24 protein-coding genes are annotated in these 26,436 nt (G+C 73.8%); 15 read left to right on the plus strand and 9 right to left on the minus strand.

Features of this window, described 5'->3' with window-relative positions:
* Positions 1–10 precede the first annotated feature (10 nt).
* From ACVJO7_RS09880 to ACVJO7_RS09895, 4 genes are read left to right on the plus strand one after another with little or no spacing between them, the layout of a single operon-like run.
* Positions 11–925 carry an acyl-CoA thioesterase gene (locus tag ACVJO7_RS09880; RefSeq protein ID WP_344018975.1) on the plus strand — a complete coding sequence of 305 codons (915 nt, stop codon included), beginning with the start codon at positions 11–13 and terminating at the stop codon, positions 923–925.
* The gene (locus ACVJO7_RS09885; protein ID WP_491672600.1) at positions 922–1,635 is read left to right on the plus strand and encodes a dienelactone hydrolase family protein; all 714 of its coding nucleotides are present in this window, start codon (positions 922–924) and stop codon (positions 1,633–1,635) included. The genes ACVJO7_RS09880 and ACVJO7_RS09885 overlap by 4 nt, the downstream gene beginning before the upstream one ends.
* A 24-nt stretch (positions 1,636–1,659) precedes the next feature.
* Entirely contained in the window at positions 1,660–3,000 is a 1,341-nt protein-coding gene (locus tag ACVJO7_RS09890; RefSeq protein WP_491672601.1) for an O-acetylhomoserine aminocarboxypropyltransferase/cysteine synthase family protein, read from the plus strand.
* On the plus strand, positions 2,997–3,488 hold the full coding sequence (locus tag ACVJO7_RS09895) for a CoA-binding protein (RefSeq protein WP_491672602.1): 492 nt from the start codon (positions 2,997–2,999) through the stop codon (positions 3,486–3,488). Before ACVJO7_RS09890 ends, ACVJO7_RS09895 begins: the two co-directional genes overlap by 4 nt.
* Here ACVJO7_RS09895 and ACVJO7_RS09900 read toward each other — a convergent pair.
* Genes ACVJO7_RS09900 through ACVJO7_RS09910 form a run of 3 tightly spaced genes read right to left on the minus strand, consistent with a single transcriptional unit; the run spans position 3,466 to position 7,644 of the window.
* Positions 3,466–5,580, minus strand: coding sequence for an acetate--CoA ligase family protein (locus ACVJO7_RS09900; protein ID WP_491672603.1), 2,115 nt, complete (start codon positions 5,578–5,580; stop codon positions 3,466–3,468). The genes ACVJO7_RS09895 and ACVJO7_RS09900 overlap by 23 nt on opposite strands.
* Entirely contained in the window at positions 5,573–6,409 is an 837-nt protein-coding gene (locus ACVJO7_RS09905; protein WP_491672604.1) for a p-hydroxycinnamoyl CoA hydratase/lyase, read from the minus strand. The genes ACVJO7_RS09900 and ACVJO7_RS09905 overlap by 8 nt, the downstream gene beginning before the upstream one ends.
* Complete coding sequence (locus ACVJO7_RS09910) at positions 6,406–7,644, minus strand: cytochrome P450 (RefSeq protein WP_491672605.1); 1,239 nt, start codon at positions 7,642–7,644, stop codon at positions 6,406–6,408. The genes ACVJO7_RS09905 and ACVJO7_RS09910 overlap by 4 nt, the downstream gene beginning before the upstream one ends.
* 413 nt (positions 7,645–8,057) lie before the next feature.
* On the opposite strand from ACVJO7_RS09910, the gene ACVJO7_RS09915 reads away from it, so the two are divergent.
* The 10 genes from ACVJO7_RS09915 (at position 8,058) to ACVJO7_RS09960 (ending at position 19,134) form a co-directional block, all read left to right on the plus strand.
* A complete protein-coding gene (locus tag ACVJO7_RS09915; RefSeq protein WP_491672606.1) occupies positions 8,058–9,845 on the plus strand; it encodes an ABC transporter permease in 1,788 nt (595 codons plus the stop codon).
* Complete coding sequence (locus ACVJO7_RS09920) at positions 9,842–10,996, plus strand: ABC transporter substrate-binding protein (protein WP_491672607.1); 1,155 nt, start codon at positions 9,842–9,844, stop codon at positions 10,994–10,996. Before ACVJO7_RS09915 ends, ACVJO7_RS09920 begins: the two co-directional genes overlap by 4 nt.
* A 46-nt stretch (positions 10,997–11,042) precedes the next feature.
* Entirely contained in the window at positions 11,043–12,041 is a 999-nt protein-coding gene (locus tag ACVJO7_RS09925; protein WP_491672608.1) for an amidohydrolase family protein, read from the plus strand.
* A gap of 40 nt (positions 12,042–12,081) precedes the next feature.
* Complete coding sequence (locus ACVJO7_RS09930; protein WP_491672609.1) at positions 12,082–13,104, plus strand: DODA-type extradiol aromatic ring-opening family dioxygenase; 1,023 nt, start codon at positions 12,082–12,084, stop codon at positions 13,102–13,104.
* The gene (locus ACVJO7_RS09935) at positions 13,101–14,258 is read left to right on the plus strand and encodes an ABC transporter ATP-binding protein (protein ID WP_491672610.1); all 1,158 of its coding nucleotides are present in this window, start codon (positions 13,101–13,103) and stop codon (positions 14,256–14,258) included. The genes ACVJO7_RS09930 and ACVJO7_RS09935 overlap by 4 nt, the downstream gene beginning before the upstream one ends.
* Positions 14,255–14,929, plus strand: coding sequence for an RraA family protein (locus ACVJO7_RS09940; RefSeq protein WP_491672611.1), 675 nt, complete (start codon positions 14,255–14,257; stop codon positions 14,927–14,929). Before ACVJO7_RS09935 ends, ACVJO7_RS09940 begins: the two co-directional genes overlap by 4 nt.
* Complete coding sequence (locus ACVJO7_RS09945; protein WP_491672612.1) at positions 14,926–15,573, plus strand: RraA family protein; 648 nt, start codon at positions 14,926–14,928, stop codon at positions 15,571–15,573. Before ACVJO7_RS09940 ends, ACVJO7_RS09945 begins: the two co-directional genes overlap by 4 nt.
* The gene (locus tag ACVJO7_RS09950) at positions 15,570–16,199 is read left to right on the plus strand and encodes a 4-carboxy-4-hydroxy-2-oxoadipate aldolase/oxaloacetate decarboxylase (protein ID WP_491672613.1); all 630 of its coding nucleotides are present in this window, start codon (positions 15,570–15,572) and stop codon (positions 16,197–16,199) included. Before ACVJO7_RS09945 ends, ACVJO7_RS09950 begins: the two co-directional genes overlap by 4 nt.
* 2 nt (positions 16,200–16,201) lie before the next feature.
* Positions 16,202–17,635 carry an NAD-dependent succinate-semialdehyde dehydrogenase gene (locus ACVJO7_RS09955; RefSeq protein ID WP_491672614.1) on the plus strand — a complete coding sequence of 478 codons (1,434 nt, stop codon included), beginning with the start codon at positions 16,202–16,204 and terminating at the stop codon, positions 17,633–17,635.
* Positions 17,636–17,730: 95 nt separating this feature from the next.
* Positions 17,731–19,134, plus strand: coding sequence for an FAD-binding oxidoreductase (locus tag ACVJO7_RS09960; RefSeq protein WP_491672615.1), 1,404 nt, complete (start codon positions 17,731–17,733; stop codon positions 19,132–19,134).
* A 13-nt stretch (positions 19,135–19,147) separates the two neighbouring features.
* Here the strand turns inward: ACVJO7_RS09960 and ACVJO7_RS09965 are convergent, their stop codons facing one another.
* Together ACVJO7_RS09965 and ACVJO7_RS09970 are read right to left on the minus strand one after the other, a co-directional pair.
* Positions 19,148–19,549: a hypothetical protein gene (locus tag ACVJO7_RS09965; protein ID WP_491672616.1), complete on the minus strand. Its 402-nt coding sequence runs from the start codon at positions 19,547–19,549 to the stop codon at positions 19,148–19,150.
* Between the two features lie 81 nt (positions 19,550–19,630).
* Entirely contained in the window at positions 19,631–20,800 is a 1,170-nt protein-coding gene (locus ACVJO7_RS09970; RefSeq protein WP_491672617.1) for a DUF418 domain-containing protein, read from the minus strand.
* A gap of 96 nt (positions 20,801–20,896) precedes the next feature.
* On the opposite strand from ACVJO7_RS09970, the gene ACVJO7_RS09975 reads away from it, so the two are divergent.
* Positions 20,897–21,883: a malate dehydrogenase gene (locus ACVJO7_RS09975; RefSeq protein WP_491672618.1), complete on the plus strand. Its 987-nt coding sequence runs from the start codon at positions 20,897–20,899 to the stop codon at positions 21,881–21,883.
* Positions 21,884–22,012: 129 nt separating this feature from the next.
* Here the strand turns inward: ACVJO7_RS09975 and ACVJO7_RS09980 are convergent, their stop codons facing one another.
* The 4 genes from ACVJO7_RS09980 to ACVJO7_RS09995 all read right to left on the minus strand — a co-directional run bounded on the left by ACVJO7_RS09980 (position 22,013) and on the right by ACVJO7_RS09995 (position 26,422).
* Complete coding sequence (locus ACVJO7_RS09980; protein WP_491672619.1) at positions 22,013–22,852, minus strand: helix-turn-helix domain-containing protein; 840 nt, start codon at positions 22,850–22,852, stop codon at positions 22,013–22,015.
* Positions 22,853–22,861: 9 nt separating this feature from the next.
* Entirely contained in the window at positions 22,862–23,482 is a 621-nt protein-coding gene (locus ACVJO7_RS09985) for a DUF6879 family protein (protein ID WP_491672620.1), read from the minus strand.
* A 439-nt stretch (positions 23,483–23,921) separates the two neighbouring features.
* Positions 23,922–25,088, minus strand: a complete 1,167-nt coding sequence (locus ACVJO7_RS09990; protein ID WP_491672621.1) for an ABC transporter ATP-binding protein — start codon at positions 25,086–25,088, stop codon at positions 23,922–23,924.
* Entirely contained in the window at positions 25,088–26,422 is a 1,335-nt protein-coding gene (locus ACVJO7_RS09995; protein ID WP_491672622.1) for an ABC transporter substrate-binding protein, read from the minus strand. Before ACVJO7_RS09995 ends, ACVJO7_RS09990 begins: the two co-directional genes overlap by 1 nt.
* Positions 26,423–26,436 lie beyond the last annotated feature (14 nt).

Consider the following 26,436-nt stretch of genomic DNA (forward strand, 5'->3'; position numbering starts at 1 on the left):
CTCCGTCCCCGTGAGTGCCGATCCCGAACCCGCGACCGGACCGACCGCCGTCGACGGCGTGCCGCGCGGCCAGGCCGTGCTCGACGACCTGGTCGCGCTGCTGGACCTGGAACGCCTGGAGGAGAACCTCTTCCGCGGCGTCAGCCCGCCGGTGTCGCTGCCCAGGGTGTTCGGCGGGCAGGTGGCCGGGCAGGCGCTGGTCGCCGCCGGCCGCACCGTCCCCGACGACCGCGGCGTGCACTCGCTGCACGCCTACTTCATCCGGCCGGGGGACCCGAGCATCCCGATCGTCTACGAGACCGAGCGGGTGCGCGACGGCCGGTCGTTCACCACCCGCCGGGTGCTGGCCGTCCAGCGCGGGGAGGCGATCTTCGCGCTCTCCGCGTCGTTCCAGCTGGACCAGCACGGGCTGGTGCACTCCGAGCCGATGCCGGCCGGTCTGCCGCGGCCCGGCGAGCTGGACGACCTGGGGACCCGCGCGCTGCGCGGCGACGGCAGCTGGATGTCCGGCCTGCCCCGGCCGCTGGACATCCGGCTGATCGACGAGCCGCCGGGCTCGCGCACCACCGGGCCGACCGGGGAGCCGACCCGGCTCTGGCTGCGCGCCGACGGCGAGCTGCCCGACGACCGGCTGCTGCACGTCTGCCTGCTCACCTACGCCAGCGACCTGACCCTGCTCGGCTCGGTGCTGGCCCGGCACCCGAAGCCCGCCGGCCCGGTGCAGATGGCCAGCCTGGACCACGCGATGTGGTTCCACGAGCCGTTCCGGGCCGACGAGTGGCTGCTCTACGAGTGCTACTCGCCGGCCGCGTCCGGCGGCCGCGGCCTGGCCAGGGGCCGGTTCTTCACCGAGGACGGCCGGATGGTCGCGACCACCATGCAGGAGGGCCTGGTCCGGGTCCCCGAGTCGAGGGAGCAGTCGTGACGATCGAGGCGGACGTGTCGGTCCCCAGCGTGAACGGCGGGCGGCTGCCCGGGTTCCTGGCCCGGCCGGACGGCGGCGACACCCCCGGGCCGGCGCTGGTGATGATCTACGAGGCGCTCGGGATGACCCCGGAGATGCGCCGGATCGCCCGCGACCTCGCCCGCGAGGGCTACACCGTGCTCATCCCGGACCTGTTCGCCCGCGGCCGGGTGAAGCCGCTGTGCGTCGCGTCCACGATGACCACGATGGCGACCGGCCGGGGCGCCGCCCTGGGCGACTGCGAGTCGGCCCGGCGCTGGCTCGCCGAGCAGCCCACCGTCGACGCCGACCGGATCGGCGTGATCGGGTTCTGCATGGGCGGCGGCTTCGCGCTGCTGCTGTCGGGCACCGGCCTGTACCGGGTGGCGGTCCCGTTCTACGGGCGCACCGCCGCCCGGGTGGAGCCGCTCTGCCCGGTCGTCGCCAGCTTCGGCGGCCGCGACCTGGAGTTCCGCGACGGCTACCCGCAGCGGCTGGAGGCCGATCTCGCCGAGCGCGACATCCCGCACGACGTGAAGGTCTACCCCGACGCGGGCCACTCCTTCATGACCCGCACGCCGGGCGTCACCGGCGCGCTGGCCGCCCGGACGCCGATGCACCTGGAGTACCACGAGCCGTCCGCGACCGACGCGACCGCGCGGGTGCTGGCGTTCCTGGCGGAGCACCTGTGACGCCGTCCCGGGCGTGCGGGCAGGATGGGCCGGGTGAGTGAGCGCCAGCAGCAGGACCGCGCCTGGGGTTTCCGCACCCGGGCCGTGCACGCCGGGACGGTGCCGGACGAGGCGACCGGCTCGCGGGCCGTGCCGATCCACCAGACCACCAGCTACGTCTTCCGGGACACCGGCGACGCCGCGGCGCTGTTCGCGCTGCAGAAGTACGGGCTGATCTACTCCCGGATCGCGAACCCGACGGTCTCCGCGCTGGAGGAGCGCCTGGCCAGCCTGGACGGCGGCATCGGCGCGGTCTGCACCGCCAGCGGCCAGTCCGCCGAGTTCCTGACCTTCGCCGCGCTCGCCGGCGCGGGCGACCACGTCGTCGCCGCGGCCGGGCTCTACGGCGGCACGATCACCCAGCTCGACGTGACGCTGCGCCGGTTCGGGGTGGACACCACGTTCGTCCCCGGCACCGATCCGGCCGACTACGCCGCGGCCATCCGGCCGGAGACCAAGTGCCTGTTCGCCGAGATCGTCTCCAATCCGGGCGGGGAGGTCGCCGACGTCGCCGGGCTGGCCGAGGTCGCGCACGCCGCCGGGCTGCCGCTGGTCGTCGACGCGACCCTGGCGACGCCCTACCTGTGCCGGCCGATCGAGCACGGCGCCGACATCGTCATCCACTCGGTCACCAAGTTCCTCGGCGGGCACGGCACCACGCTCGGCGGCGTCGTCGTCGAGGCGGGGACGTTCGACTGGGGCAACGGGAACTTCCCCGGGATGACCGAGCCGGTGCCGTCGTACGGCGGGCTGACCTGGTGGGGCAATTTCAAGGAGCTGGGCTTCCTGACCAAGCTGCGCGCCGAGCAGCTGCGCGACGTCGGGGCGACGCTGTCGGCGCACTCGGCGTTCCTGCTGATGCAGGGCGTGGAGACGCTGCCGCAGCGGATGGCGGCGCACGTCGCGAACGCGCGCCGGGTCGCCGAGTGGCTCGACGCCGATCCGCGGGTCTCCTACGTCACCTACCCGGGCCTGCCGTCGCACCCGCACCACGAGCGGGCCGCCCGGTACCTGCCGGACGGGCCCGGCGCGGTGTTCGCGTTCGGGGTCGCCGAGCCGGGCGGGCAGCGGTCGGGCGGCCGGGCGGCGGGCGCCCGGTTCATCGAGGCGGTGCAGCTGTGCAGCCACCTGGCGAACGTCGGCGACGCCCGCACCCTGGTGCTGCACCCGGCGTCCACGACGCACCAGCAGCTCACCCCGCAGCAGCTGGAACAGGCGGGCGTGCCGGGGGACATGATCCGCATCTCGGTCGGCCTGGAGGACCCCGAGGACATCCTGTGGGATCTCGACCAGGCCCTGACCGCCGCGACCGAGGAGACCCCGTGAACCCGGAGCAGACCTGGGAGAACCCGCCCGCCGTGCGGCGGCAGCAGATCCTCGGCGAGACCCGCACCGTCGCGATCGTCGGCGCCTCGGCGAACCCGTCGCGGGCCAGCAACTTCGTCGCGACCTACCTGCTCGCGTCGACCGGGTACGAGGTGTACTTCGTGAACCCGAATGCGACCGAGATCCTCGGCAGGCCGGTGTACCGGTCACTGGCCGAGCTGCCGGTCGTGCCGGACCTGGTCGACGTGTTCCGCAGGCCGGCCGACCTGTCCGGCGTGCTGGACGAGGTGCTCGCCCTCGATCCGCTCCCGCGCACCTTCTGGCTGCAGTTCGGGCTGTTCGACGCCGACCTGGCCCGCCGGGCGGAGGCGGCCGGGCTGGAGGTGGTGATGGACCGCTGCCTCAAGGTGGAGCACGCCCGGTTCGCCGGGGGACTGCACCTGGCCGGGTTCAACACCGGGGTGATCAGCTCCCGGCGACGGGGCTGACGGCGGCGGGCGCCGCGAGCTGCAGCAACGCGTCCAGCACCACCGGTGCACCGTCCGCGGTGACGGCGACCGGATTGAGGTCCAGCTCGGTGAGCGCGTCCCCGCAGTCCCAGGCGATCCGGGACACGGCGACGACCAGCTCGGTGAGCGCGGCCGGATCGACCGGGGGGCGGCCCCTGGCCCCGCGCAGCACCGCGGCCGCCCGGAGTTCGTCGACCATCCCGGGGACATCGGCCGGCTCGAGGGGCGCCGCGCGCAGCGCGACGTCGTGCAGGACCTCGGTCCAGGTCCCGCCCAGCCCGAGGGCCAGCACCGGGCCGAGGTCCGGATCGCGGTGCACCCCGACGATCAGCTCCAGCACCGGCTGGACCATCGGCGACACGGTGACCCCGTCCAGCCGTGCGGAGGGGACCGCCCGGGCGGCGGCACCGGTCACCGCGCCGAACGCGGCACGCACGCCGTCGGCGTCCCGCAGGTCGAGCGCGACCCCGCCGACCTCGGTCTTGTGGCCGATGTCCGGAGAGTTGACCTTGAGCGCGACCGGCCCGCCGAACGCGGTCGCGTGCCCGACCGCCTCCTCGGCCGTCCGGGCGATCCGCTGTTCCACCGTGGCGATCCCACGCTCGCGCAGCCAGGCCAGCGTCGCGTGCTCCGACAGCGCACTGTTCGGGAGGTCGTGGGCCGCGGGCCCGGCCCGGACGGGCAGGTCCCGGGGGCGGGCCGTGCGGAACCGGGACAGCCGCTCCAGGGTCGCGACCGCCTCGCCCGGCGACCGGAACACCGGCAATCCGCCGTCGCGCTGCCTGCGGCGCTGGGCCGCCCCCTCCTCGCCACCGAGGATGAACGACAGCACCGGCTTGTCGCCGGCGGCGGCCACCTCGGCGAGCCGGTCGGCCAGCGCGAGGCCGTAGTCGCCCGCGCCGCTCGGGGTCCCGACGAGCACGGCATCGACGTCGTCGCCGTCCTGGGCGACGGCGAGGACGTCGGCGAGCGCGAACCGGTGCCGCATCGCCTGCGCGGTGAGATCCAGCGGGTTGTGCACCGCGGCGAGGTCGGGGAGGTAGGGCCGGATGCGTTCCCGGGCCACCGGGGTGAACGGCGGGAGCTCCAGGCCGAGCTCGTCGGCGCGATCGGCGGCGATGACCGCGGCGCCTCCCGAGCTGGTGACCACGGCGAGCCGCCGTCCCGCCGGGAACCGTCCGGTCAGGGCCGCGGCGACGGTCGGACCGATGTCCTCCAGGTCGTCGACCTCCAGCACCCCGTGCTGACGCAGTACCGACCGCAACACCGGATACGAACCGGCCAGCGCGCCGGTGTGCGACCGGGCGACCGAGCTGCCGGACGCCGTGCGGCCCAGCTTGAGGGCGACCAGCGGCTTGCCGAGCGCGTGCAGCCGCCGGCACGCGGCGAGGAACCGCTCGCCGTCCCGGATCTGCTCGAACACGGTGACGACCACCCGCACGTGCTCCTGCTCGGCGAAGTGTTCGATCAGGTCGGTGACCGAGACGTCCGCCTCGTTGCCGGTCGCGACGCCGTGCCCGAGCGGCAGGTCGTGGTCGAGCAGTCGGTCGCACAGCGACGCCATCCCGGAGCCGCTCTGGGTGACCACGGCGACCGATCCGGTGTCTCGGGCGGGTGTCCGTCCGGTCCACACGAAGCTGAGCGGCAGTCCGCGCCGGTAGTCGTGCAGGCCGATCGTGTTCGGTCCGAGCAGCAGCATGCCGTGTCCGCGGGCCGAGTCGGCGAGCTCCCGCTGCCGATGGGCGCCGTCCCCGCCGGTCTCGGCGAAGCCGGCGCTGATCACCACCGCGGCCCCGGCACCCCGCCGGCCGGCGGCCTCGACAGCGGCCGGGACGGCGGCCGCCGGGGTCAGGATCAGTGCGACGTCCGGCGCGACCGGCAGGTCGGCCACGTCCGGGTAGCAGCGCAGCCCACCGATCTCGGTGCGCCGGGGATTGACCGGGTACACCTCGATCCCGGTGCCGGCGGCCAGCAGGTTGCGGACCGGCCGCCCGGGCAGCGAGTCGATCGTGCCGGACGCGCCGACGACCGCGACGCTGCGTGGTGCCAGCAGCGGGCCCAGCTCACGCATCGGATGCCGAACCGGGCCGGGCGTAGGCGCCCAGCCCCGGGCGGAACGACTTCTCGTCGAGGAACTGGCTCATTCCGCGCGAGCGGCCGTTCTCCGGGTCCCGGCTGCGCAGCTGCACGGCCTTCGCGCCGATGTAGTCCCACGCCTGCTCGTAGTCCATGGTGAGCGAGTGCCGGTACACCTCCTTCGCCGACCGCAGGACGTGCGGGTTGAGCCCGCGCAGCCGGCCGACCAGCGCGGCGACGGCGTCGTCCAGCTCGGCCCGCGGCACCGAGCTGGTGACCAGCCCGATCTCGGCGGCCCGGCGCCCGTCGAACGTCTCGCCGGTCAGGATGTAGTGCATCGCGTGCCGGTAGCCCATCGCCAGCGCGACGTCCTTGGTGACCAGCCCGGCCGGGATGATGCCCCAGTTGACCTCGGACAGCCCGAACCGGGCCTCGTCGGCGGCGATCGCCAGGTCGCAGGAGACCAGTGGCTGGAAGCCGCCGCCGAAGCACCAGCCGTTCACCGCGGCGATCGTCACCTGCGGCAGGTAGCGCAGCAGCTTGTACTGCCACAGCCAGGCGGTGTCCCGCGCGGACTCGAACGCGATCGGGTCGTGCTGGGTCTCCCGGAAGTACTCCTTGAGATCCATGCCCGCGGTGAACGCCTCACCCGCGCCGGTCAGCACGAGCACGTCGATGTCCGGATCCCGCCGGACGGCCTCGAGCGCCGACACCATCTCCTGGTTCAGCCGCGGGCTCATGGCGTTGCGCTTCTCGGGGCGGTCGAGCGTCACCGTCGCCACCCGGTCCTCGACGTCGATCCGGATGCACTCGTAGCTCGTCATCGGGTCGGTCCCCACTCCTGTGCGGCTCGGTCCGGGTCGTCCCGGAAGGTCAGCCGGGCCGGGAGGCTCACCGGCCCGTGGTTGACGAAGCTCGCCCCGTACCGGATCCGGTCGGGGGCCACGGTCAGCTCGAACGCGGTGAGCCGCTGCAGCAGCGTCTCGACGACGACCCGGCCCTCCAGCCGGGCGAGCGAGGCACCGAGGCAGGCGTGTGCCCCCTTCCCGAAGGCGACGTGTGCCGCCGGGTTGGGCCGGTCCAGCTGCAGGTGCGGGCACTGCGGCCAGGTGTCGGCGTCCCGGTTGGCCGACGCGTAGAGCACGAAGACCCGGGAGCCCTCGGGGACGGGTACACCGCCGATCTCGGTGTCGGTGGTGACGAACCGGTAGAACCCCTGGATCGGCGACTCGAGCCGCAGCGACTCCTCGACGAACGGACTGACCAGGCCGGGCTCGCGGCGCAACCGGCCGGCCAGGTCCGGGTCGGTGGCCAGCAGGGCGATGCTGCTCGCCAGGTGGTGGGTGGTGGTGATGTTGCCCGCGATCAGCAGCTCGGCCACGAAGCTCACGCACTGGTGGCGGGTCAGCTCCCCGGCGGCCTCGGCGGCGGCGATCTGGGCGAGCACGCTCGCCTCCGGGTGCCGGTCGCGGCGGTCGAGCAGGGCAGAGACGTACCCGGTGAACTCGGCCTGCACCTGTTCGCGGCGCACCGGATCGACGTCGTGGTTGCCGACCGAGCTGGTGATCTCCTCCGACCAGGCCCGGAATCGGTCCACGTCCTCCTGCGGCACACCCAGCACCAGGGCGATGACCCGCACCGGGAGCAGTGCGGCGAGGTCGCGCACCAGGTCGACGTCGGGAACGTTGTGCAACCGTTCGACGTGTTCCTCGGCGATCTCGCGGACCCGGGGTTCCCAGACCGCGATCCGGGCCGGTGTGAACGCCCGGTTGACGATCTTGCGGCGGTGCGCGTGCACCGGGTCGTCGGACAGCAGGAGCAGCGGCGACAGGGTCGGCCGGTCGGGGTCGGCGGGCGGTGGGATCCGGCCGACGGTGTTGCGTGAGGAGAACACGACCTGGTCGCGGAGCACCCGGACCACGTCGTCGTGCCGGGCGACGACGTAGGCGTCGATCTCGGGTGCGTGGTGCACGCCGCGCCGGCGCAGCTCCTCGTAGGTGTCGGCCGGACAGCGCAGGGTGTCCTGGTCGAGTGCGACGAGCTGGGACAGCGCAGGCACGGGCACCTCCGGTGGTGTCGATCCTGGGAGCCCGCAGGAGCTGCGGGCGGGTAGGGGGTCGGTGCCGCACGCCCGGTCGTCACGACCCGGGGCTGTGGCGCGGCCCACGTCCGGTCTCGACGCTACCGCGCGATCTCCCGTTCAGTGCAACAGGATCGGACATTATTCCGCAGTGACGAATTCCGTGGAATTCGAGATAGAGGAATTTCATCATGGTGAGGTTCCCTGGGGCGAATTGTGCTCTAGCGTCCTGCGTCACACTCCCGGGTCGAACCGGTAGTGGAGGTTTACGGCGAACCAACGGTGAGGAGCCCCATGACCGACGTCCTGCCGTCCGCACCGGGTGGTCGGTCGTGGTGACCGCGCGACGGTCCCGGCGGCCGAGCACCGGTCCGTTCACCACGGCGCGGGGGATGCTCCCGCTGATCCTGGTCTGCGGGTTCCTGTTCGCGGTACCGATCGGGATGCTCGTGATCGGTGCGTTCCGGAACGCACCGCCGGGCCTTCCGGCGCAGTGGTCGCTGGAGGCGTTCCGGACCACCTACACCGACCCCGCGTCGTACTCCACGCTGCAGAACTCGATCCTGCTCGCCGGTGGAGGGACGCTGCTCTCGACCGTCGTCGCGCTGCTGCTCGCATTCCTCGTGACCCGGACCAACACCCCGCTGCGGGGCGTCGTGACGGCGGCGATGGTGCTGGTCGTCGCCCTGCCGCCGCTGTTCTACGCGATCAGCTGGGGGATGCTGGGCAACGCGACGACCGGCCTGCTCAACACGACCTGGCGCAGCCTCGCCGGCACCGACGGCGTGCTGTTCGACGCCAACTCGTGGGCCGGCCTGCTGCTGGTCTCGACGGTGAAGGGCGCGGCGTTCAGCTACCTGCTGCTGCTCGGGCCGTTCCGGGCGATCGACCGCAGCCTGGAGGAGGCCGCGCAGGTCTCGGGAGCCGGCCGGCTCCGCACGCTGCTGGGCATCGACCTGGTCGTGCTGGCCCCGGCCATCACCGGCGTCGTCATCCTCAGCTTCGTGATCGGCCTCGAGTCGTTCGACGTCCCGCTGTTCCTGGGCACGCCGGCCGGGATCGACGTGTTCTCCACCCAGATCTACGGCCAGATCACCAACGTGACGCCCGCGAACTACGGCGGGGCGAGTGCGCTCTCGCTGCTGCTGGTCGTCGTGGTGATGGCGCTGGTCGCCATCCAGTGGAAGGTGCTGGGCAGGCGCAACTACACCACGGTGTCCGGCAAGAGTTACCGCACCGAGGTCTGGAACATCGGCCCGTGGCGCTGGGCCGGCACCGCCTTCATCGCCGTCTACCTGCTGCTGGCGATCCTGCTCCCGCTGCTGCAGCTGGTCCTGGGCAGCCTGCAGCCGTTCTTCGGCGGCACCGTGTACTCGCTGACCAACTACGAGCAGCTGCTCAGCGACCCGAGCACGGTCACCGCACTGCGCACCACGCTGCTGGTGGCGCTGGTCGGCGGCCTGGTCGCGATGGCGCTGGCCCTGCTGGTGGTCTACGCGATCGCGCACAACGAGTCGCGCTGGCGGCGGGTCCTGGACCTGCTGACCTGGCTGCCCTGGGCGGTGCCCGGCGTCGTCCTGGGGCTCGGGATGGCCTGGATGTACGTGAGCATCCCCGGGCTGCGCAACCTCTACGGCTCGGTGGTGGTCGTGATGACCGGTCTGGTCGTCACCGCCATCCCGATCGCGACGAGGGCCGTCCAGCCCGCGGTCGGGCAGATCACCCGTGAGCTGGAGGAGGCGTCGCGGGTCAGCGGTGCCTCGCCGCTGCGGATGTTCGCCGGGATCGTTCTGCCGCTGATCATGCCGAGCTTCCTGGCCGGCTGGTTCGTCGTCGCGATCGTGATCTCCGGGAACCTGGCGATCCCGATCCTGCTGTCCTCGGCGCAGAACCCGACGGTCCCGCTGCTGGTCTACGAGCTCTACACACAGGGCCAGGCGTCCCGGGCCGCGGCGCTGTTCACCATCGTGCTCGCCGCGCTGCTGGTCGGGCTGGTGGTCATGGAGGGCGGGGCCCGGTTGCTGCGCCGCCGGTTCGGGCCGGCCCCGACCGCAGCCGCCGCACCGCCGGACGCCCCTGTCCCCGCTGCACCACCGGCCGGCGCCGCGCCGGCCCCGGAACTGCACGACGTCGCCCCAGGCGATCCCGGCACCACACACACGGAAGGACCCCGGAGATGACGACGCAGTCGAGGAGAAGGCAGCTGAGGGTCGGTGCGCTCGTGTGCGCGGCGGCACTCGCGCTGGCCGCGTGCGGCGGCGGGGGCGGAACCGCACCCGGCGACGGCGCGGTCACCGGCGCGGGCGAGGGGGAGGTGAGCTCCGCCGACACCGAGCTGCTCGGCGGGGAGGCCGCCGTCGCCGAGATGCAGGCGCTCTACGCGGCGGCGACCGAGTCCGGCCGGACGTCGGTCACCATCTACGGTCCGGGGGAGCGGGACAAGGAACCGCTCTACGCGATGTTCGCGCAGCGCTTCCCCGGCATCGACGTCACCGGGGTCTACCTGCTCGGGCCGGAGTTCGACGGCCGCATCCAGGCCGAGTTCGCCAGCGGCCAGCACGTCGCGGACATGGTGCAGGCCGGGGACACCTCGGTGACCTCGCACATCGACCAGGGCCGCTACGCCGAGTTCCGCCCGGTGACGGCCGAGGAGCTCGATCCGGGCTTCGCCGACCCGGGCGGGCACGCCGCCGCGGCGTCGGGCAGCGCGTTCGGCATCGCGTACAACACGAACCTGCTCGCCGCCGAGGACGCCCCGCAGGGCTGGGACGACCTGCTCGATCCCGCGCACACCGGCACGATGACCTCCGACGAGACCACCAAGTTCGGTGGCGCGTTCGGGACGCTGAGCCATCTCATGTGGGACGGCCGCTACGACGACGCCTATCTGGAGGGCCTCGCCGCCCAGCAGATCGCACCGCAGGCGAGCGCCCCGGTGGCGGGCAACGCGGTCGCCGCCGGGCAGCACGCGATCAACCCGTTCTACCCCTACAGCTTCTTCCTGCGCGACGCCGAACAGGGCGCACCGGTGGAGTTCGTGTTCCCGACCGAGGGTGGGGTGCACATCTCGCCGCACTACCTCGCGCTGATCGAGGGTGCGCCCAACCCGGACGCGGCCAAGCTGCTGATCACCTGGCTGTTCACGCCGGAGGCGCAGCAGGCGGCGGGCGAGGTCGGCTACTTCCCGCTGATGCCCGGCAGCCCGGCGCCCGGCGGCTACCCCTCGGTCGACGAGCTGGACCTGCTCAAGCACTTCCCGCTCGCCGACGTCGGCGAGATCACGTCGTCGAACCTCGCCCGGGTCCAGGCGGCCTGGGGAGCGGCCGGCTGAACCCGCCGGCGTCGTCCGCCCCGAACGACCCCTCCCAGGAGGATCCATGAAGATCGACGTACACGGTCACGTCAGCGCGCCCGAGTCGCTCTACGCCTACAAGGCCGGACTGCTCGCGCACCGCGGTGCGCACGGGCGCGGCGGCGCCGGGGTCACCGACCAGACCGTGCGCGCCGCGCTCAGCACCCCGAACAAGAGCTTCGGCAACCGGTCCCATCTCGAGCACCTCGACGAGGCCGGGGTGGACGTGCAGCTGATCTCCCCGCGGCCGTACCAGATGATGCACAGCGAGCAGGGGCGTCTCGTCGAGTGGTTCACCGCGGAGACCAACGACGTCATCGCGGCCACCTGTCGGCTCGAACCCGACCGGTTCCGCGGCGTCGCCGGTCTGCCGCAGAGCCCGGAGCTGGACCCGGCCCGCTGGGCCGCCGAGCTGCACCGGTGCGTGACCGAGCTCGGATTCGTCGGCGGGATGCTCAATCCCGACCCGCACGAGGGCAGCGCGCAGCCGCCCGCGCTGGGGGACCGCTACTGGTACCCGGTCTGGGAGGCGGCCTGCGAGCTCGACGTGCCGTTGCTCCTGCACTCGGCCGGATGCCGGCCGCCGGCCCGGGAGACCTACTCGCTGCACTTCATCCAGGAGGAGACGCTCGCGGTCATCGGGCTGCTGAACTCGCCCGTGTTCGACGACTTCCCGGACCTGAAGATCATCATCTCGCACGGTGGCGGCGCGATCCCGTACCAGCGGGGCCGGTTCCAGCCGGGCGCGCTGCGCAAGGGCACCACGTTCGCCGAGCAGCTCCGCAAGCTGCACTACGACACCTGTCTCTACAGCCGGGACTCCATCGAACTGCTGCTGCGCGCCGTCGGGGTGGACCGGTGCCTGTTCGGCACCGAGAAGCCGGGCACCGGATCGACCGTCGATCCCGAGACGGGGCGCTGGATCGACGACATCCACCTGCTGATCGACGACATCGACTGGCTCGGCGACGGCGACCGCAAGCAGCTGTTCGAGTCGAACGCCCGCGAGCTGTTCCGCATCTGAGACGACATCCGGGACGACCGGGAAGGAGAGGCGACGACAGATGGCACGGATCGCACTGGGCATCGGCACCTCGCACGCACCCCAGCTGACCCTCCCGCCCACCGAGTGGGGCCGCCGGGCGGTGGCGGACCGGCGCAATCCCGCGCTGGTCTACCAGGGGGCCGAGCACGGGTTCGACGATCTCGCGCGGCTGCGGGGCCGCTCGTTCGCCGAGGAGCTCGCTCTCGATCGGCAGACCGAGCGGCACCGCCGGGCCCGGGCCGCGATCGACGAGCTCGGCCGGTTCGTGCGCGAGTCCGGGGTGGACGTCCTGGTGATCGTCTCCAGTGACCACAAGGAGACCTTCACCGACGAGCTCCTGCCGCAGTTCGCCGTCTACTGGGGGGAGACCGTCGCGCACGAACCGTTCAGCCCCGAGGCCCTCGCCGCGATGCCGCCGGGCCTGGCGGAGGCCGAGATCGCGAACGTCCCGGAGCGGAGCACGGTCCGGCGCTGCCACCAGGAGCTCGCGCTGCACCTGATCCGGGAGACCAGTGCCGCCGGGTTCGATCCCGGTGCGTCCGGGACCCTGCCCGCCGGCCGCTACGGCGACCACGGCATCCCGCACGGCTGGGGCTTCGTGCTGCAGCAGGTGCTCGGCGGGGACGCCGACATCCCGTTCGTGCCGGTCTTCGTCAACACCTTCTGGGAGCCGAACCCGCCCGGTCCCCGGCGCTGTCACGACTTCGGCGCCGCCCTCGGGGCGGCGATCCGGTCGTTCCCGCGCGACATCCGGGTCGGGCTGGTCGCCTCCGGGGGACTGAGCCACTTCGTCGTCGACGAGGAGCTCGACCGCCGCGTCCTGGACGCGCTGGTGACCGGCGACGACGACGTCCTGCGTGCGCTGCCGGCGCAGGTGCTCCGGGCGGGCACCTCGGAGCTGCGCAACTGGATCGTCGTCGCCGGCGCGACCGCCGGGGCCGGACTGCGGGCCCGGATCGTCGACTACCAGCCCTGCTACCGGTCGGAGGCCGGCACCGGCTGCGGGATGGGCTTCGTGACCTGGGAAGGAGCACACGCATGAGCAGCGTCAGGATCAGCGGGCTGGTCAAGGAGTTCGACGGCTCGAAGGCCGTCGAGCACCTGGATCTCGACATCGCCGCGGGCGAGTTCGTCACGCTGCTCGGCCCGTCCGGGTGCGGCAAGACGACCACCCTGCGGTGCCTGGCCGGGCTGGAGGTGCCGACCGGTGGCGAGATCACCATCGCCGGGCGGACCGTCTACTCCGAGCGCGGATCGACGTTCGTCCCGCCGGACAAACGGGACATCGGCATGGTCTTCCAGAGCTACGGGCTGTGGCCGCACATGACCGTCGGCGGCAACGTCGGCTACCCGCTCAAGCTGGCGAAGGTGCCGCGGACGCAGGCCAGGACCCAGGTCCTGGAGATGCTCGAGCGGGTCGGCCTGTCCGACCGCGCCGACCAGATGGCCACGTCGCTGTCCGGCGGTCAGCAGCAGCGGGTCGCGCTCGCCAGGGCGATGGTCCGGCGGCCCACCCTGATGCTGTTCGACGAGCCGCTGTCCAACCTGGACGCCAAGCTGCGGCTGTCCATGCGGACCCAGCTGCGCGAGCTGCACGAGTCGATGCGCACCACCTCGGTGTACGTGACCCACGACCAGGAGGAGGCCATCGCGCTCGCCGACCGGGTGGTCGTGATGAACAAGGGACTGATCGAGCAGGTCGGCACCCCACGGGAGCTCTACACCACGCCGGTGAGCGCGTTCGTCGCCGACTTCATGGGGTTCCAGAACATCCTGACCGGCTCGGTCGGCGACGGCGTCGCCGGCGGGTACACCGTGGTCGTCGCCGGGACGACGGCCACGGTGCGGGTCGCCGGCGATCCACCGGGACCGCCCGGGACCGGGGTGGTGGTGGCCTTCCGGGCCGCGCACGTCCGCGTCGAGCGGCCGGCCCGCGACGCGCCCGGCAGGCTGCCCGGACGGGTCCGGTCCTGCACCTATCTGGGCAGCTGCCTGCGGGTGCTGGTCGATCTCGGTGGGGTGCCGGTCCGGGCCCAGGTCGACGAGAGCGACACCGGCCGGTTCGGCCCGGAGGACCTGGCACCGGGCAGCGAGGTGCTGCTCGACGTGCCTCCCGACCGGGTCGTCCCGCTGCCCGCCGAGACGTTCGGCACCGGCGCCGGTCAGTACCGGCCCAGCCCGGTGATCGCCGGATGAGCGGCCCGGGGACCGATCCGCTCGCCCGGCTACGGGCACTCGACAGCTGTGCCGTCTCCGACGCGCTGGACACGCTCGGGCTGCCGGGTGCGACCACCGGGCTCGCACCGCTCTGGCAGGTGCCGGGACCGGTCGCGGGCCGGGTCCGGACCGTGCTGGCCGGGCCGCCGTCGTCGACGGGCCCGGCCCGGCACATCGCGGCCGAGGCGATCGGGGCCGCCGGCACCGGTGACGTACTGGTGATCGCGAACGGCGGTCGGCTCGACGTCTCCTGCTGGGGCGGCATCCTCACCGTCGCCGCCGCGCACCGGGGGATCTCCGGGGTGGTCGTCGACGGCGCGATGCGCGACATCGCCGAGTGCGAGGAGCACGGCTTCCCGGTGTTCGGCCGGGCCGTCGTCCCGGTCAGCGCGCGCGGCCGGATCGTCCAGCTCGCGATGGGCGAGCCGGTCCGGATCGCCGGGGTCGACGTGGCCGAGGGCGACCTGGTCCTCGCCGACCGCAACGGCGTCGTCTTCGTGCCCGTGGCGGACGCCGGCCGGGTGCTCGACCTGGCCGACCGCATCGTCGAGCGGGAGTCCGCGATGGCCGCGGCCGTCGGCGCCGGCCGGCCGGTCACCGACGTCATGCACGACAGCAGGTTCCCCACGGTCGAGGAGGCCGATCGATGATCCACCCGCTCGCCGGGTACTCCGCGGCGACGATCTCCGACGCGCTGGACCGGATCGGCCGGCCCGGCGCACTGCTCGGGCTGGCACCGCTCACCGACGGCGCGCGACTGTGCGGGCGCGCGTTCACCGTCCGCTACGTCCCCGCCGGGTCACCGCCGGGGACGGTCGGCGACTACCTCGACGACGTCCCCCCGGGGGAGGTCGTCGTGCTCGACAACGGCGGCCGCACCGACTGCACGGTGTGGGGCGACATCCTCACCGCGATGGCCGCCGACCGAGGGATCGGCGGCACCGTCATCGACGGGGTCTGCCGGGACGTGCAGCGCGCACTCGGCGTGGGCTACCCGGTGTACAGCCGGGGCCGGTTCCCGCGCACCGGGAAGGACCGGGTCGAGGTCGCCGAGGTGGGCGCTCCGGTCGGCGTCGGCGGGGTGCAGGTACGCCCGGGGGACCTGCTCGTGGGCGACGCCGACGGGATCGTCGCGGTCCCGCGCGAGGCCGAGGACCGGGTCGGCGAGATCTGTGCGGCGATCACGGCGAGCGAGGACGCGATCCTCGCCGACGTGCTCGCCGGCAGCAGCCTGGCCGCCGCCCGCCGCCGGCACGGCTACCACCTGCTGCAGCGGCAGGAGGCGAACCGGTGACCGGCCCGCCGAGCCCGTCCGCCGAGCTGGTCGAGCTGGGCACCGCCACCGTCTCCGAGGCGTCCGGCAGGCAGATCGCGCTGCCCGCGCGGCTGCGACCGGTCTGGCCGGGCGCGGCGGTCGCCGGTACCGCGTTCCCGGTCCGCGCGGTCGCCGGGGACAACCTCCCGCTGCACCTGGCGGTCGAGCTCGCCGGGGAGGGCGACGTGCTCGTCGTCGATGCGGCGGGCGCCGCGCACGGCTACTGGGGTGAGGTGCTCGCGGTCGCCGCCGCCTGCCGCGGGATCCGCGGTCTGGTGATCGACGGCGGGGTGCGCGACACCGCGCGGCTCGAACAGCTCGGGTTCCCGGTCTGGAGCAGCACGGTCGCGCTGGCCGGGACGGCCAAGCGGGATCCGGGTGGCGTCGGTGACCCGATCACCCTCGGCGGGGTCCGGGTCGCCCGTGGCGATCTGGTCCTCGCCGACGGCGACGGCGTCGTGGTGTTGCCCGCCGGGCGACTCCCCGCCGTGCTCGACGCCGCCCGGGAGCGGGTGCGCACCGAGGCCGGATACCTGGAACGGCTGCGGGCCGGCGAGTCGACCGTCGATCTCCTCGATCTCCCCCGACCGACCCGGAAGGCGTGAGCATGGACTACCCGGAGCTGTCCCTGCTGGTGGCGGGGACACCACGCAGTGGTGCTGGGCGGACGGTGCGGCCGGTGCTGAACCCGGCGACCGGGGCCGCGGTGGGTGAGCTGCCGCTCGCCGGCGACGACGACCTGGACGAGGCGTGCGAGGCGGCCGCCGCGGCCTTCCCCGGCTGGGCGGCGACCCCCGCCTACGACCGGTACGCGGTGCTGCGCCGGGCCGCCGAGCTGCTCCGCGAGCGGGCCGCCGAGATCGGCCGGGCCACCACCCTGGAACAGGGCAAGCCGGTCGCCGAGGCGACCGTCGAGGTGCGCGGCGCCGCGGACATCCTGGACTGGTTCGCCGAGGAGGGCAGGCGGGTCTACGGCCGGGTGGTCCCGGCCCGGCTGCCGGGCGTGCGGCAGCTGGTGCTGCGCAAGCCGGTCGGCCCGGTCGCCGCGTTCACACCGTGGAACTTCCCGATCACCATCCCGGCCCGCAAGATCGGTGCGGCGCTCGCCACCGGCTGCACCATGGTGATCAAGCCGGACGAGCAGACCCCGGCCACCGCGCTGGCGCTGGCCGGTGCGCTGGTCGACGCCGGGCTGCCCGCCGGCGTCCTCTCCGTCGTGTTCGGCGATCCGGCGTCGGTGTCGACCCGGCTGATCCGCTCCCCGCACATCCGCAAGGTCACCTTCACCGGATCGACCGCGGTCGGCAGGCAGATCGCGGCGCTCGCGGCCGAGGACGTGAAGCGGGTGACCCTGGAGCTGGGCGGGCACGCCCCCGTGCTGGTGTTCGACGACGCCGACCTGGAGAAGGCCGTCCGGCTGGCGGTCGCGGCGAAGTTCCGCAACGCGGGCCAGATCTGCATCGCGCCGACCCGCTTCCTCGTCCAGTCCGGGGTGTACGACGAGTTCACCGACCGGTTCGCCGCGGCGATCGGGACGGTCCGCCCCGGCGACGGCCTGGATCCGGACACCACGATGGGCCCGCTGGCCCACGAACGACGGCCGCCCGCGATGGCCGCGCTGGTCGCCGACGCGGTGGAGCACGGCGCCGAGATCGTCACCGGTGGCGGACCGCTGCCCGGTGCGGGCGGCCACTTCTGGGAACCGACCCTGCTGACCGGCGTCGCACCGCAGGCCCGGGTGATGCGGGAGGAGCCGTTCGGTCCGCTCGCGGTCGCGGTGTCCTTCGACGACCTCGACGAGGGACTGGCCGCTGCGAACCGGGTGCCGTACGGGCTGGCGTCGTACGCCTTCACCGCGGACCGGTCCACCGCGCACGCCGTCTCGGAGGGCATCGAGGCCGGGATGCTCGCCGTCAACCACTTCATGCTGACCGCCCCGGAGACCCCGTTCGGCGGGATCAAGTCGAGCGGGTACGGCTCGGAGGGCGGTACCGAGGGGGTGGACGACTACCTGTTCAGCAAGCTCGTCAGCGAGGCGTGACTCGTCAACCGTGGCGAAATCCACCCCGCTCCCGTGACAGCGGCGGGGCGTGACGCGACGGTGTCCGGCACACCGCCGACGCCACGGAGGACGCCATGACAGCGACCGTCGACCACCTCGGGGAGCTGCGCTCACGGATGGCCGGTGACGTCGTCACCCCGGCCGATCCCGGCTACGACGAGGCCCGCCGGGTGTGGAACGGCTCGATCGACCACCGGCCGGTGGCGGTCGCCCGCTGCGCCGGGGTCGAGGACGTCGTCGTCGCCCTCGACCACGCCCGGCGCAACGGGTTGCCGCTGTCGGTGCGGGCCGGCGGACACAGCTCGGCCGGGCTGTCGGTGGGCGACGGGACGCTGGTGATCGACCTGGCCGCGCTGAACGAGGTGGTCGTCGATCCGGCGGCCCGGCGTGCCCGGGTCGGCGGCGGGGCGTTGCTGCGCGACATGGACGCGGCCTGCCAGGAGCACGGGCTCGCCGTCCCCGCCGGGGAGGTCGGGCACACCGGGATCGGCGGCCTCGCGCTCGGCGGCGGGATGGGCTGGCTGACCCGCCGGGCCGGGCTGACCGTCGACCACCTGCTCGGTGCGCAGGTCGTGCTGGCCGACGGGCGGGTGGTCCGCACCTCGGCCGACGAGCTCCCGGACCTGTTCTGGGCGCTGCGCGGCGGCGGCGGGAACTTCGGGATCGTCACCGAGTTCGAGTTCTCGGCGGTGCCGGTCGGGCCGCTGGTGTCGTTCGGCATGACCTTCTTCCGGCTCGACGACGGCGCCGCCGTGCTGCGCCTGGCCCGCGACCTGCTCCCCGGGCTCCCGCCCACCCTCGGGTTCCAGATCATCTGCCTGACGGCGCCGCCCGCCCCGTTCGTGCCCGCGGACGTGCAGGGCGGGACCGGCTGGGCGCTCGTCGTCGTGGGGACCAGTGGTGAGCAGCCGGACCCGGACGCCGACGCCGCCCGCGACCGGATCCTGGCCGCCGCACCCGCCCCGCTGTTCGAGTTCCGCACCCCGATGCCGTTCACCGCGCTGCAGCAGATGTTCGATGAGGCCAACGCCTGGGGCGTGCACTGGTACGAGAAGGGCTGCTACCTGCCCGGGCTCCCGGACCGGGCGATCGAGACGCTGGCCGAGCACGCCTGCCGGAAGGTGTCGCCGCTGTCGCTGGTGCACCTCTACACGCTCGACGGCGCCTACTGCGAGGTGCCCGACGACGCGACGGCCTTCGGCGGCGACCGCACCCCGCGGCTCGGCGCGTTCGTCGTCGGCGCGTCCCCGGACGCCGCCGGGCTGCCCACCGAGACGGCCTGGGTGCGCGACCTGCACGCCGGCCTGCTGCCGCACGCGATCGGCGGCGGCGTCTACGTCAACTCGATGATGGCCGACGACGCCCCGCGCACCCGGGCGACCTACGGCGACCGGTACGACCGGCTGGCGGCGATCAAGGCCGTGTACGACCCGGACAACGTCTTCGCCCGGAACGCGAACATCCCGCCGGCCCGCTGACGCCGGGGGGAGGTCACCAGCCGAGCAGGCCCACGGCGAGCGCGTGCAGCAGCCAGAACGGTCCGGACGCGAGCGCCACCAGCAGGCCGGGGCCGGCCCCCCGGCGGGCCGGGAACACCAGCACCGCCGCGGTGGCCAGCCACGGCAGCACGAGCGCGAACCCGCGCAGCGGCCACGAACCCACCCCGGTCACCACGGCCACGAGCAGTGCCACGGCGACCCAGCCGGCCGGCGCGGCGAGGCAGCGGGGGAGTGCCGGGCCGGCACCGGCCGGTGCGGTGGGTGCGGCCGGCTCCGGGGCGATCCCCGGCGGGTACGGCGGCGCCCCCGGCATCGGCTCGTGCGGGGCCAGCCGGTCGGGGTCCACCCCGGACCAGCCCGGTGCGCCCTGCCAGGGGTCGCGCTCCTCGCCCACCCCCGGACGGTAGCGCTCCCACCCACCGCCCGGGATCCCCGTCGGTACGGCCGGTCGGCATCCGGGCCGTCGGGCCCGCGTTCAGGATGCGCGCCCGGCGGCCCGGCCGTAGGTGAGCGCGCGCAGCGCCGTCTCGGCCGGTCCGCGCAGACCGGCCCGGTCCGAGGCGGCGGCCACCAGCACCGTCACCACCCACACCCCGAGCCCGCACAGGGTCGCCGCCCACACCGGCAGCCCGGACCCGAGCCCGAGCGTCCACGCCGGGAACAGCGCGACGAAGGCGATCGACTGGGCGAGATAGGCCGACAGCGACCGCTGCCCGGTGGCCAGCAGCGCCGCCCCCACCGGCCCCGGCCCGCCGCGCCCGGCCCAGCGGGCCGCGACCAGCCCGGCGGCGGCCGCGTACCCGATCCCGGCGGCGTAGCCGGACAGCGCCTGGACCGGCCCCGCGACCAGCCCGGCGGCCGTGCCCGGCACCCATATCCCGGCGGCGATCAGCGCCAGCGGGATGCCGCCCAGGATCCCGGCCGCGATCCCGGCGGCGGCGGTGCGGGCCAGCTGCCCGCGGTACCTGACCGGGTCGTCCAGCCAGCCGGCGCGGGCCAGCAGCACGCCGACCGCGACCGCCCCGGCGAGCGCGAGCGCGTTGATCGGGAGGAACCCGAAGAGCCACTCGCCGAACCGCGCGGTCAGGGCCGCCGTGGCCGAATCGGTCACCGTCGACGGCGTGCCGGACGCGACGTCCACGCTGGTCGTCGCGACCGGCAGGTACAGCAGGCAGCTGACCGCGATCGTCCCGGCGGCGGTCCCGGCCAGCGCGGCGGTGCTCCCGCGCACCAGCAGCCCGGCCAGCAGCATCGCCAGCAGGCCGTAGGCGGCGACGATGTCGCCGGACCACAGCAGGATCGCGTGCACCGCACCGATCCCGAACAGTGCCGCACCGCGGCGGCGGGCCAGCGCGACGACCGCCTCCCCGGCGACCTGCCCCGGCCCGGTCCGGCGCCGGGCGAGCACCGCGATGCCGTAGCCGAACAGCACGCCGAACAACGGATAGGCCCGGCCGTCGACCAGCATCAGCTGCACCGCGGCGACCGCGGCGTCGGCACCGGACAGGTCCTGCGGGTAGCCGCGGACGCCGATCCCGCGGTCGTGCACGAAGGTGTGCGTGTTCGCCACCGCGATCAGCAGCAGTGCGGCCCCGCGGGCCAGGTCCGGGGCCGCGGAACGCCTCGCCACCGGGAGTGCACGCACCGAGTCGACGCTACCGGGTGTGGTTCCGGACACCTGGAGCGATCCCTGTGCTCCCCGTCGCGGCGATCCGCGGCGCACAGGGCTAGGGTCCCGCCCGTGTCTGCTACCCCAGTTACCGTCACCGTCACCGGAGCCGCTGGCCAGATCGGTTACGCGCTGCTCTTCCGGATCGCCTCCGGTCAGCTCCTGGGGTCCGACACCCCGGTGAAGCTGAACCTGCTGGAGATCCCGCAGGCCGTCAAGGCCGCCGAGGGCACCGCGATGGAGCTCGACGACTCCGCCTTCGGCCTGCTGCGCGGCATCGACATCTACGACGACGCGAAGGCCGCCTTCGACGGCGCCAACGTCGCGCTGCTGGTCGGTGCCCGCCCGCGTACCAAGGGCATGGAGCGGGGCGACCTGCTCGAGGCCAACGGCGGGATCTTCGGCCCGCAGGGCAAGGCCATCAACGACGGCGCCGCGAGCGACATCCGCGTCCTCGCCGTCGGCAACCCGGCCAACACCAACGCCCTGATCGCCCAGGCCGCCGCGCCGGACGTCCCGGCCGAGCGGTTCACCGCGATGACCCGCCTGGACCACAACCGCGCGCTGGCCCAGCTCGCCAAGAAGCTCGGCGTCCAGCTGGACGAGATCAAGAAGCTCACCATCTGGGGCAACCACTCGGCGACCCAGTACCCGGACCTGTTCCACGCCGAGGTCGGCGGCAAGATCGCCGCCGAGCAGGTCGAGCGGGAGTGGCTGGAGAACGACTTCATCCCGACCGTCGCCAAGCGCGGTGCGGCGATCATCGAGGCGCGCGGTGCCTCCTCCGCCGCGTCGGCCGCGAACGCCGCCATCGACCACGTCCACGACTGGGTCAACGGCACCCCGGCCGGCGACTGGACCTCCGCCGCGATCCCGTCGGACGGCTCCTACGGTGTGCCCGAGGGCCTCATCTCCTCGTTCCCGGTGACCTCCGAGAGCGGCGAGTGGAAGATCGTCCAGGGCCTGGAGATCGACGACTTCTCGCGGTCGAAGATCGACGCGAGCGTCGCCGAGCTGGGCGAGGAGCGCGACGCCGTGCAGAAGCTCGGCCTGCTCTGACGCAGACCCCACCGGTCCGACCTCGGGCGCGAGCGCCCGGCAACGCCGCACACCCGTCCGCCCCGCCGCACACCCGTTGCAGCAGGTGTGCGGCGAGGTGCAGGGGTGTGGGGCAACCGGGGGCGCGGGTCAGGTGGGGTTGCGTTGTTGCAGGGCCGATCGGATGAGGGTTCGGGCGGCGTCGCCGGTGGTGGCCTGCGCCCAGATCTGTTCGAAGGCGGCGGCGTAGAGCGCGATCTCCCGTGGCTGGGTGATCGTCAACTCGGCCGAGACGGTCTCCACGTTGACCGTGCGGTCGTCGAACAGGATGAACTGATTGGTCGGCACCCGGTACGGCGCCGACGCGGGGACGATCCCGACGACGACCCGCGCCGTCGACATGACGGCGAGCAGCCGATCGAGCTGGCCGGCCATCACGTCGTCGTCGCCGACCGTGGTCCGCAGTGCCTGCTCGGCGAGCACGAACACGAAACGGCGGCCGCCGCGGTAGAGCACCTGCTGGCGTTGCATGCGAGTGGCGACCCCGCCGGCGACGTCGTCGGGCACACCGTAGAACTCGATCACCTGCCGGAGGACCGCCTCGGCGTACTCGGCCGTCTGCAGCAACCCCGGGACGAGAACCGGCTCGTACCAGCGCAGCAGCCGGGCGTCGCCCTCCCGCTTCAGTGAGGCCCGCTGCCGCCGCCGGGTCCCGGTGCCGAGCGTCCGCCGCCACTCGAGATACATGGCGTCGATGGAGCGCAGGCTCGCGACGAGATCGGCGAGCTCCCGGGACGAGCCGGTGTGCCGGCACCAGGCCCGGATGTCGTCCTCGGACGGCGCCTGCCTGCCGTACTCGATCTTCGAGACCTTCGAGCCGTGCCATCCGGACAGCTCGGCGAGCCCCCGGCCGCTGAGACCGGCGTCCGTGCGCAGCTCGCGCAGCCGCCGGCCGAGCGCCTCCCGCGCCTCCCGAACCGAACTGGTCACCGCCGAGGTCTACCCCGTGCGCCGGCCACGCGCGACGTACCGTTCGTGGGGAATCGCCAGATCCCACGCGCGATCACGCGCCCGCCGGCACCGGTCGACGATCACCGGGTCCTCCGTGGTCGCCCCTCCGGCGAAGCGGCCATCCGGTTCGAACACGGTGAACGCCACCCGCTCGTCGTCGAAGAGCCAGAAGTCGTCGGTGGTCAGCTCGTCACCGGCGACGAGCTGCCGGGGCAGCCAGCGCACGTCCTCACCTGCGGCGATGTTGTGCGGGGCGATGGTGAGCCCCCACCGCGTGTAGTCGACGTGCGGAACGGTCACCACCCGTACCCGCGCGACGCTCCGTCCGCCCGACACGACGTCGCGGACCGGATCGAGCCACGCGCGGTGCCAGTGCAGATCGTCGGGCCGGCCCGCGAGGAAGGCCGCGAACGGCCCTGCCTCGTCAGGCGTCCGGTAGGTGTCCTCGACCTCCAGGTGGAAGGCGCTGCGTGCGAACGACCGGAACAGCTGATCGAACGCCTCACCCTGCACCAGCTGCACGGCCCCGGACCTCCAGTTCGTCGGTACCTCGACGACCGCCTCGTGACCCGGGACATCCATCTGCGACAACGTCTCGCGGTCGGTCACCGCCCGGCCGGACAACAGGAAGCTGCCGCGCCCGGTATCGGTGAGGGACGCACCGAGGTACGTGTCGGGCTCGGCATGGCCGAGCAGCCGGTGCGGGATCTCGATGCGGTCCCCGCTCCCGGGCACGCGCCAGCCCTGCACCACGTAGCTGCCCTGGTCGGTCGCGTAGAGCGTCGGAGAACCGCCGCCCTGTGTGGACTTACCGAGGGCACAGCCCCGACCCCGGCCGCGATCACCCGCACCGGCGTGATCGCGGCCGACCGCCGCGCAGCGCCCGGCTGCGCGCTGCACACCCCTCCGCCCCGCCGCACACCCGTTGCAGCAAGTGTGCGGCGAGGTGGAGGGGTGTGCAGCGGCTGGGGCGGCCCTGGTTCGCACCCCTTCGCCCCGGTTCACACCCGTCGCGGCGGGTGCGAACCGGGGCCCGGGTGTGTGGACGTCAGCCGAGTCGCTGCCCGGTGGCGCCGTCGAACAGGTGGGTGTGGGCCGGGTCCGGGACCAGCCGGAGCCGCGCACCCCGGTCGGGCGGGGTGCGCGGGTCCACCCGGACGACGAGCGGGGTGCCGGATCCGGTGAGGCTGCCGTACACGTAGGCGTCCGCGCCCAGCTCCTCGACGACGTCGACGGTCACCTCCAGCGCGTCGGCCCCGGTGGCCGGGACCAGGTGCTCCGGGCGGATCCCGACGGTCACCGTCGCGGCCGCCCGGACCTCGGTCCCGGCGCGGGCCCCGGTCGGGTCGCCATCGGCCCCGGCACCCGGGCGTGCCCCGGCACCCGGGCGAGCCCCGGCACCCCGGCGAGCCCCGGAACCCGGCCGCGGCAGCGCGATCCGCACCCCACCGAGCGACACCGCGTCGCCGTCGACCGGGACCGTCACCAGGTTCATCGCGGGCGACCCGACGAACCCGGCGACGAACGCGTTCGCCGGCCGGGCGTACAGCTCCCGCGGGGACGCGCACTGCTGCAGCACCCCGCGGTCAAGTACGGCGACCCGGTCGCCCATCGTCATCGCCTCCACCTGGTCGTGGGTGACGTAGACGGTGGTGATCCCGAGTCTGCGCTGCAGCCCGGCGATCTGTGTGCGCGTCGATACCCGCAGCTTCGCGTCCAGGTTGGACAGCGGCTCGTCCATGCAGAACACGGCCGGCTCCCGGACGATGGCCCGGCCCATCGCCACCCGCTGCCGCTGCCCGCCGGACAGGGCCCGCGGCTTGCGGTCCAGCAGCGGCAGCAGGTCCAGGATCGCCGCGGCCTCGCGCACCCGCCGGTCGATCTCGGCCCGCGGCCGTCCGGCGTTGGTGAGCGCGAAGCCCATGTTCGCCGCGACCGTCATGTGCGGGTAGAGCGCGTAGTTCTGGAACACCATCGCGATGTCCCGGTCCCGCGGCCGGACGTCGGTGACGTCCTCCCCGCCGATCCGCACGGTGCCGGCGTCGACGTCCTCCAGGCCGGCGAGCATCCGTAGCGACGTCGACTTCCCGCAGCCGGACGGGCCGACCAGCACCAGGAACTCGCCGTCGGCGATCTGCAGGTCGAGCCGGTCGACGGCGGGCGCCGCCGCGCCGGGGTGGATCCGGGTGGCGCCCTCGAAGCTGACCGTCGCCATCAGAGGTTCGGGGCCACGTCGGCGTCGTGGATGCCCTGCAGGGTGCCCTTCAGCGTGCTCAGCTCGGCGGCCACGTCGGCGCGCTGGTTCAGGATGTTCGCGCAGGTCCGGGCGATCTCCTGGTCCGCGCCGGGGAAGAACGCCCGGGCCCGGTCCTGGGTGCGGGTGACCTCCAGCTGATCGATCGCGATCCGCCGCAGCGGCGACTCGGCGAGCAGCGCCGAGGTGTCCGAGGAGGTGCGGATCGGCAGGTAGCCGGTCGCCCGGGAGAGCAGCACCGCGTTCTCCGGCGAGGTCAGGAACTTGACGAAGGTGGCCGCCGCGAGCTGCCGTTCCGGCTCGATCCCGGCCGGGATCCCGAGCCCGGCGCCGCCGGTCGGGCAGACCGGCCCGGCGACCGGCCCGGCGGGCAGGAAGCCGGCGCCGAGCTCGAAGTCGGCGGCGTCGAGGATGGTGACCAGGCTGCCGGTCGAACCGACGGTGGCCGACGCCGCACCCGCCGCGAGATCGGTGGTGGACTCGGTGGCCGCGACACCGGCCCAGCCGCCGGTGTACACCGCGTCGGCGAGGAACCGGATCGCCCGCACCGCCTCCGGGGCGTCGCAGGTGACCTCCCAGTCCCGGCTGAAACCGCCACCCTCACCCCACAGGTTGTTCTGGAAGGTCCAGCCGGCGTAGTCGGCGAGCGCGGGCAGCTGGAACGCCTTCTGCACCCCGGTGCCGGCGGCCTGCAGCCGCGGACCCCACTCGCCCAGCTCGGCCCAGGTCCCGGGGGCCCGGTCGGGCAGTCCGGCGGCCGCCCAGTGCGCCTTGTTGTAGTAGAACAGCGGCGTCGAGCGGGCCCACGGCAGCGCCCACAGCCTGCCGTCGTAGCGGTAGTCCTCGATCAGCTGCTCGCGGTAGTCGGCGGTGTCGATGCCGACCGCGTCGATCAGCGGGTCCATCGGCACGATCGAGCGCTGCATGTAGTAGCGGAACCACCAGACGTCGGACAGCACGACCAGATCGGGCAGCGTGCCGCCGGCCTGCGCGGTCTGGAACCGCTGCGCGATCTCCTCGTAGTTGGTGCCCGCGGTCACCAGGTCGACCCGGATGCCGGGGTGCTCCCGGTGGAACGCCTCGATGATCTGCCGGGAGACGGCCTCCGAGCCGCCCGGGTTGTTCGACCACCAGGTGATCTCGCTCGCCGGCTGCAGCCCCGTGTAGTCGATGTCGGTCGCGGCGGCGTCGTCGCCGCCGGAGGTGGAGGGCCCGCCGCAGGCCGCGAGTGCGGCGGCGGCCCCGGCGATGCCGGCGAACCTCAGGAACGAGCGGCGGTCGACGGACAGGGTCATGTCAGGGTCCTCTT

Source organism: Pseudonocardia sp. DxW, from assembly GCF_058448985.1.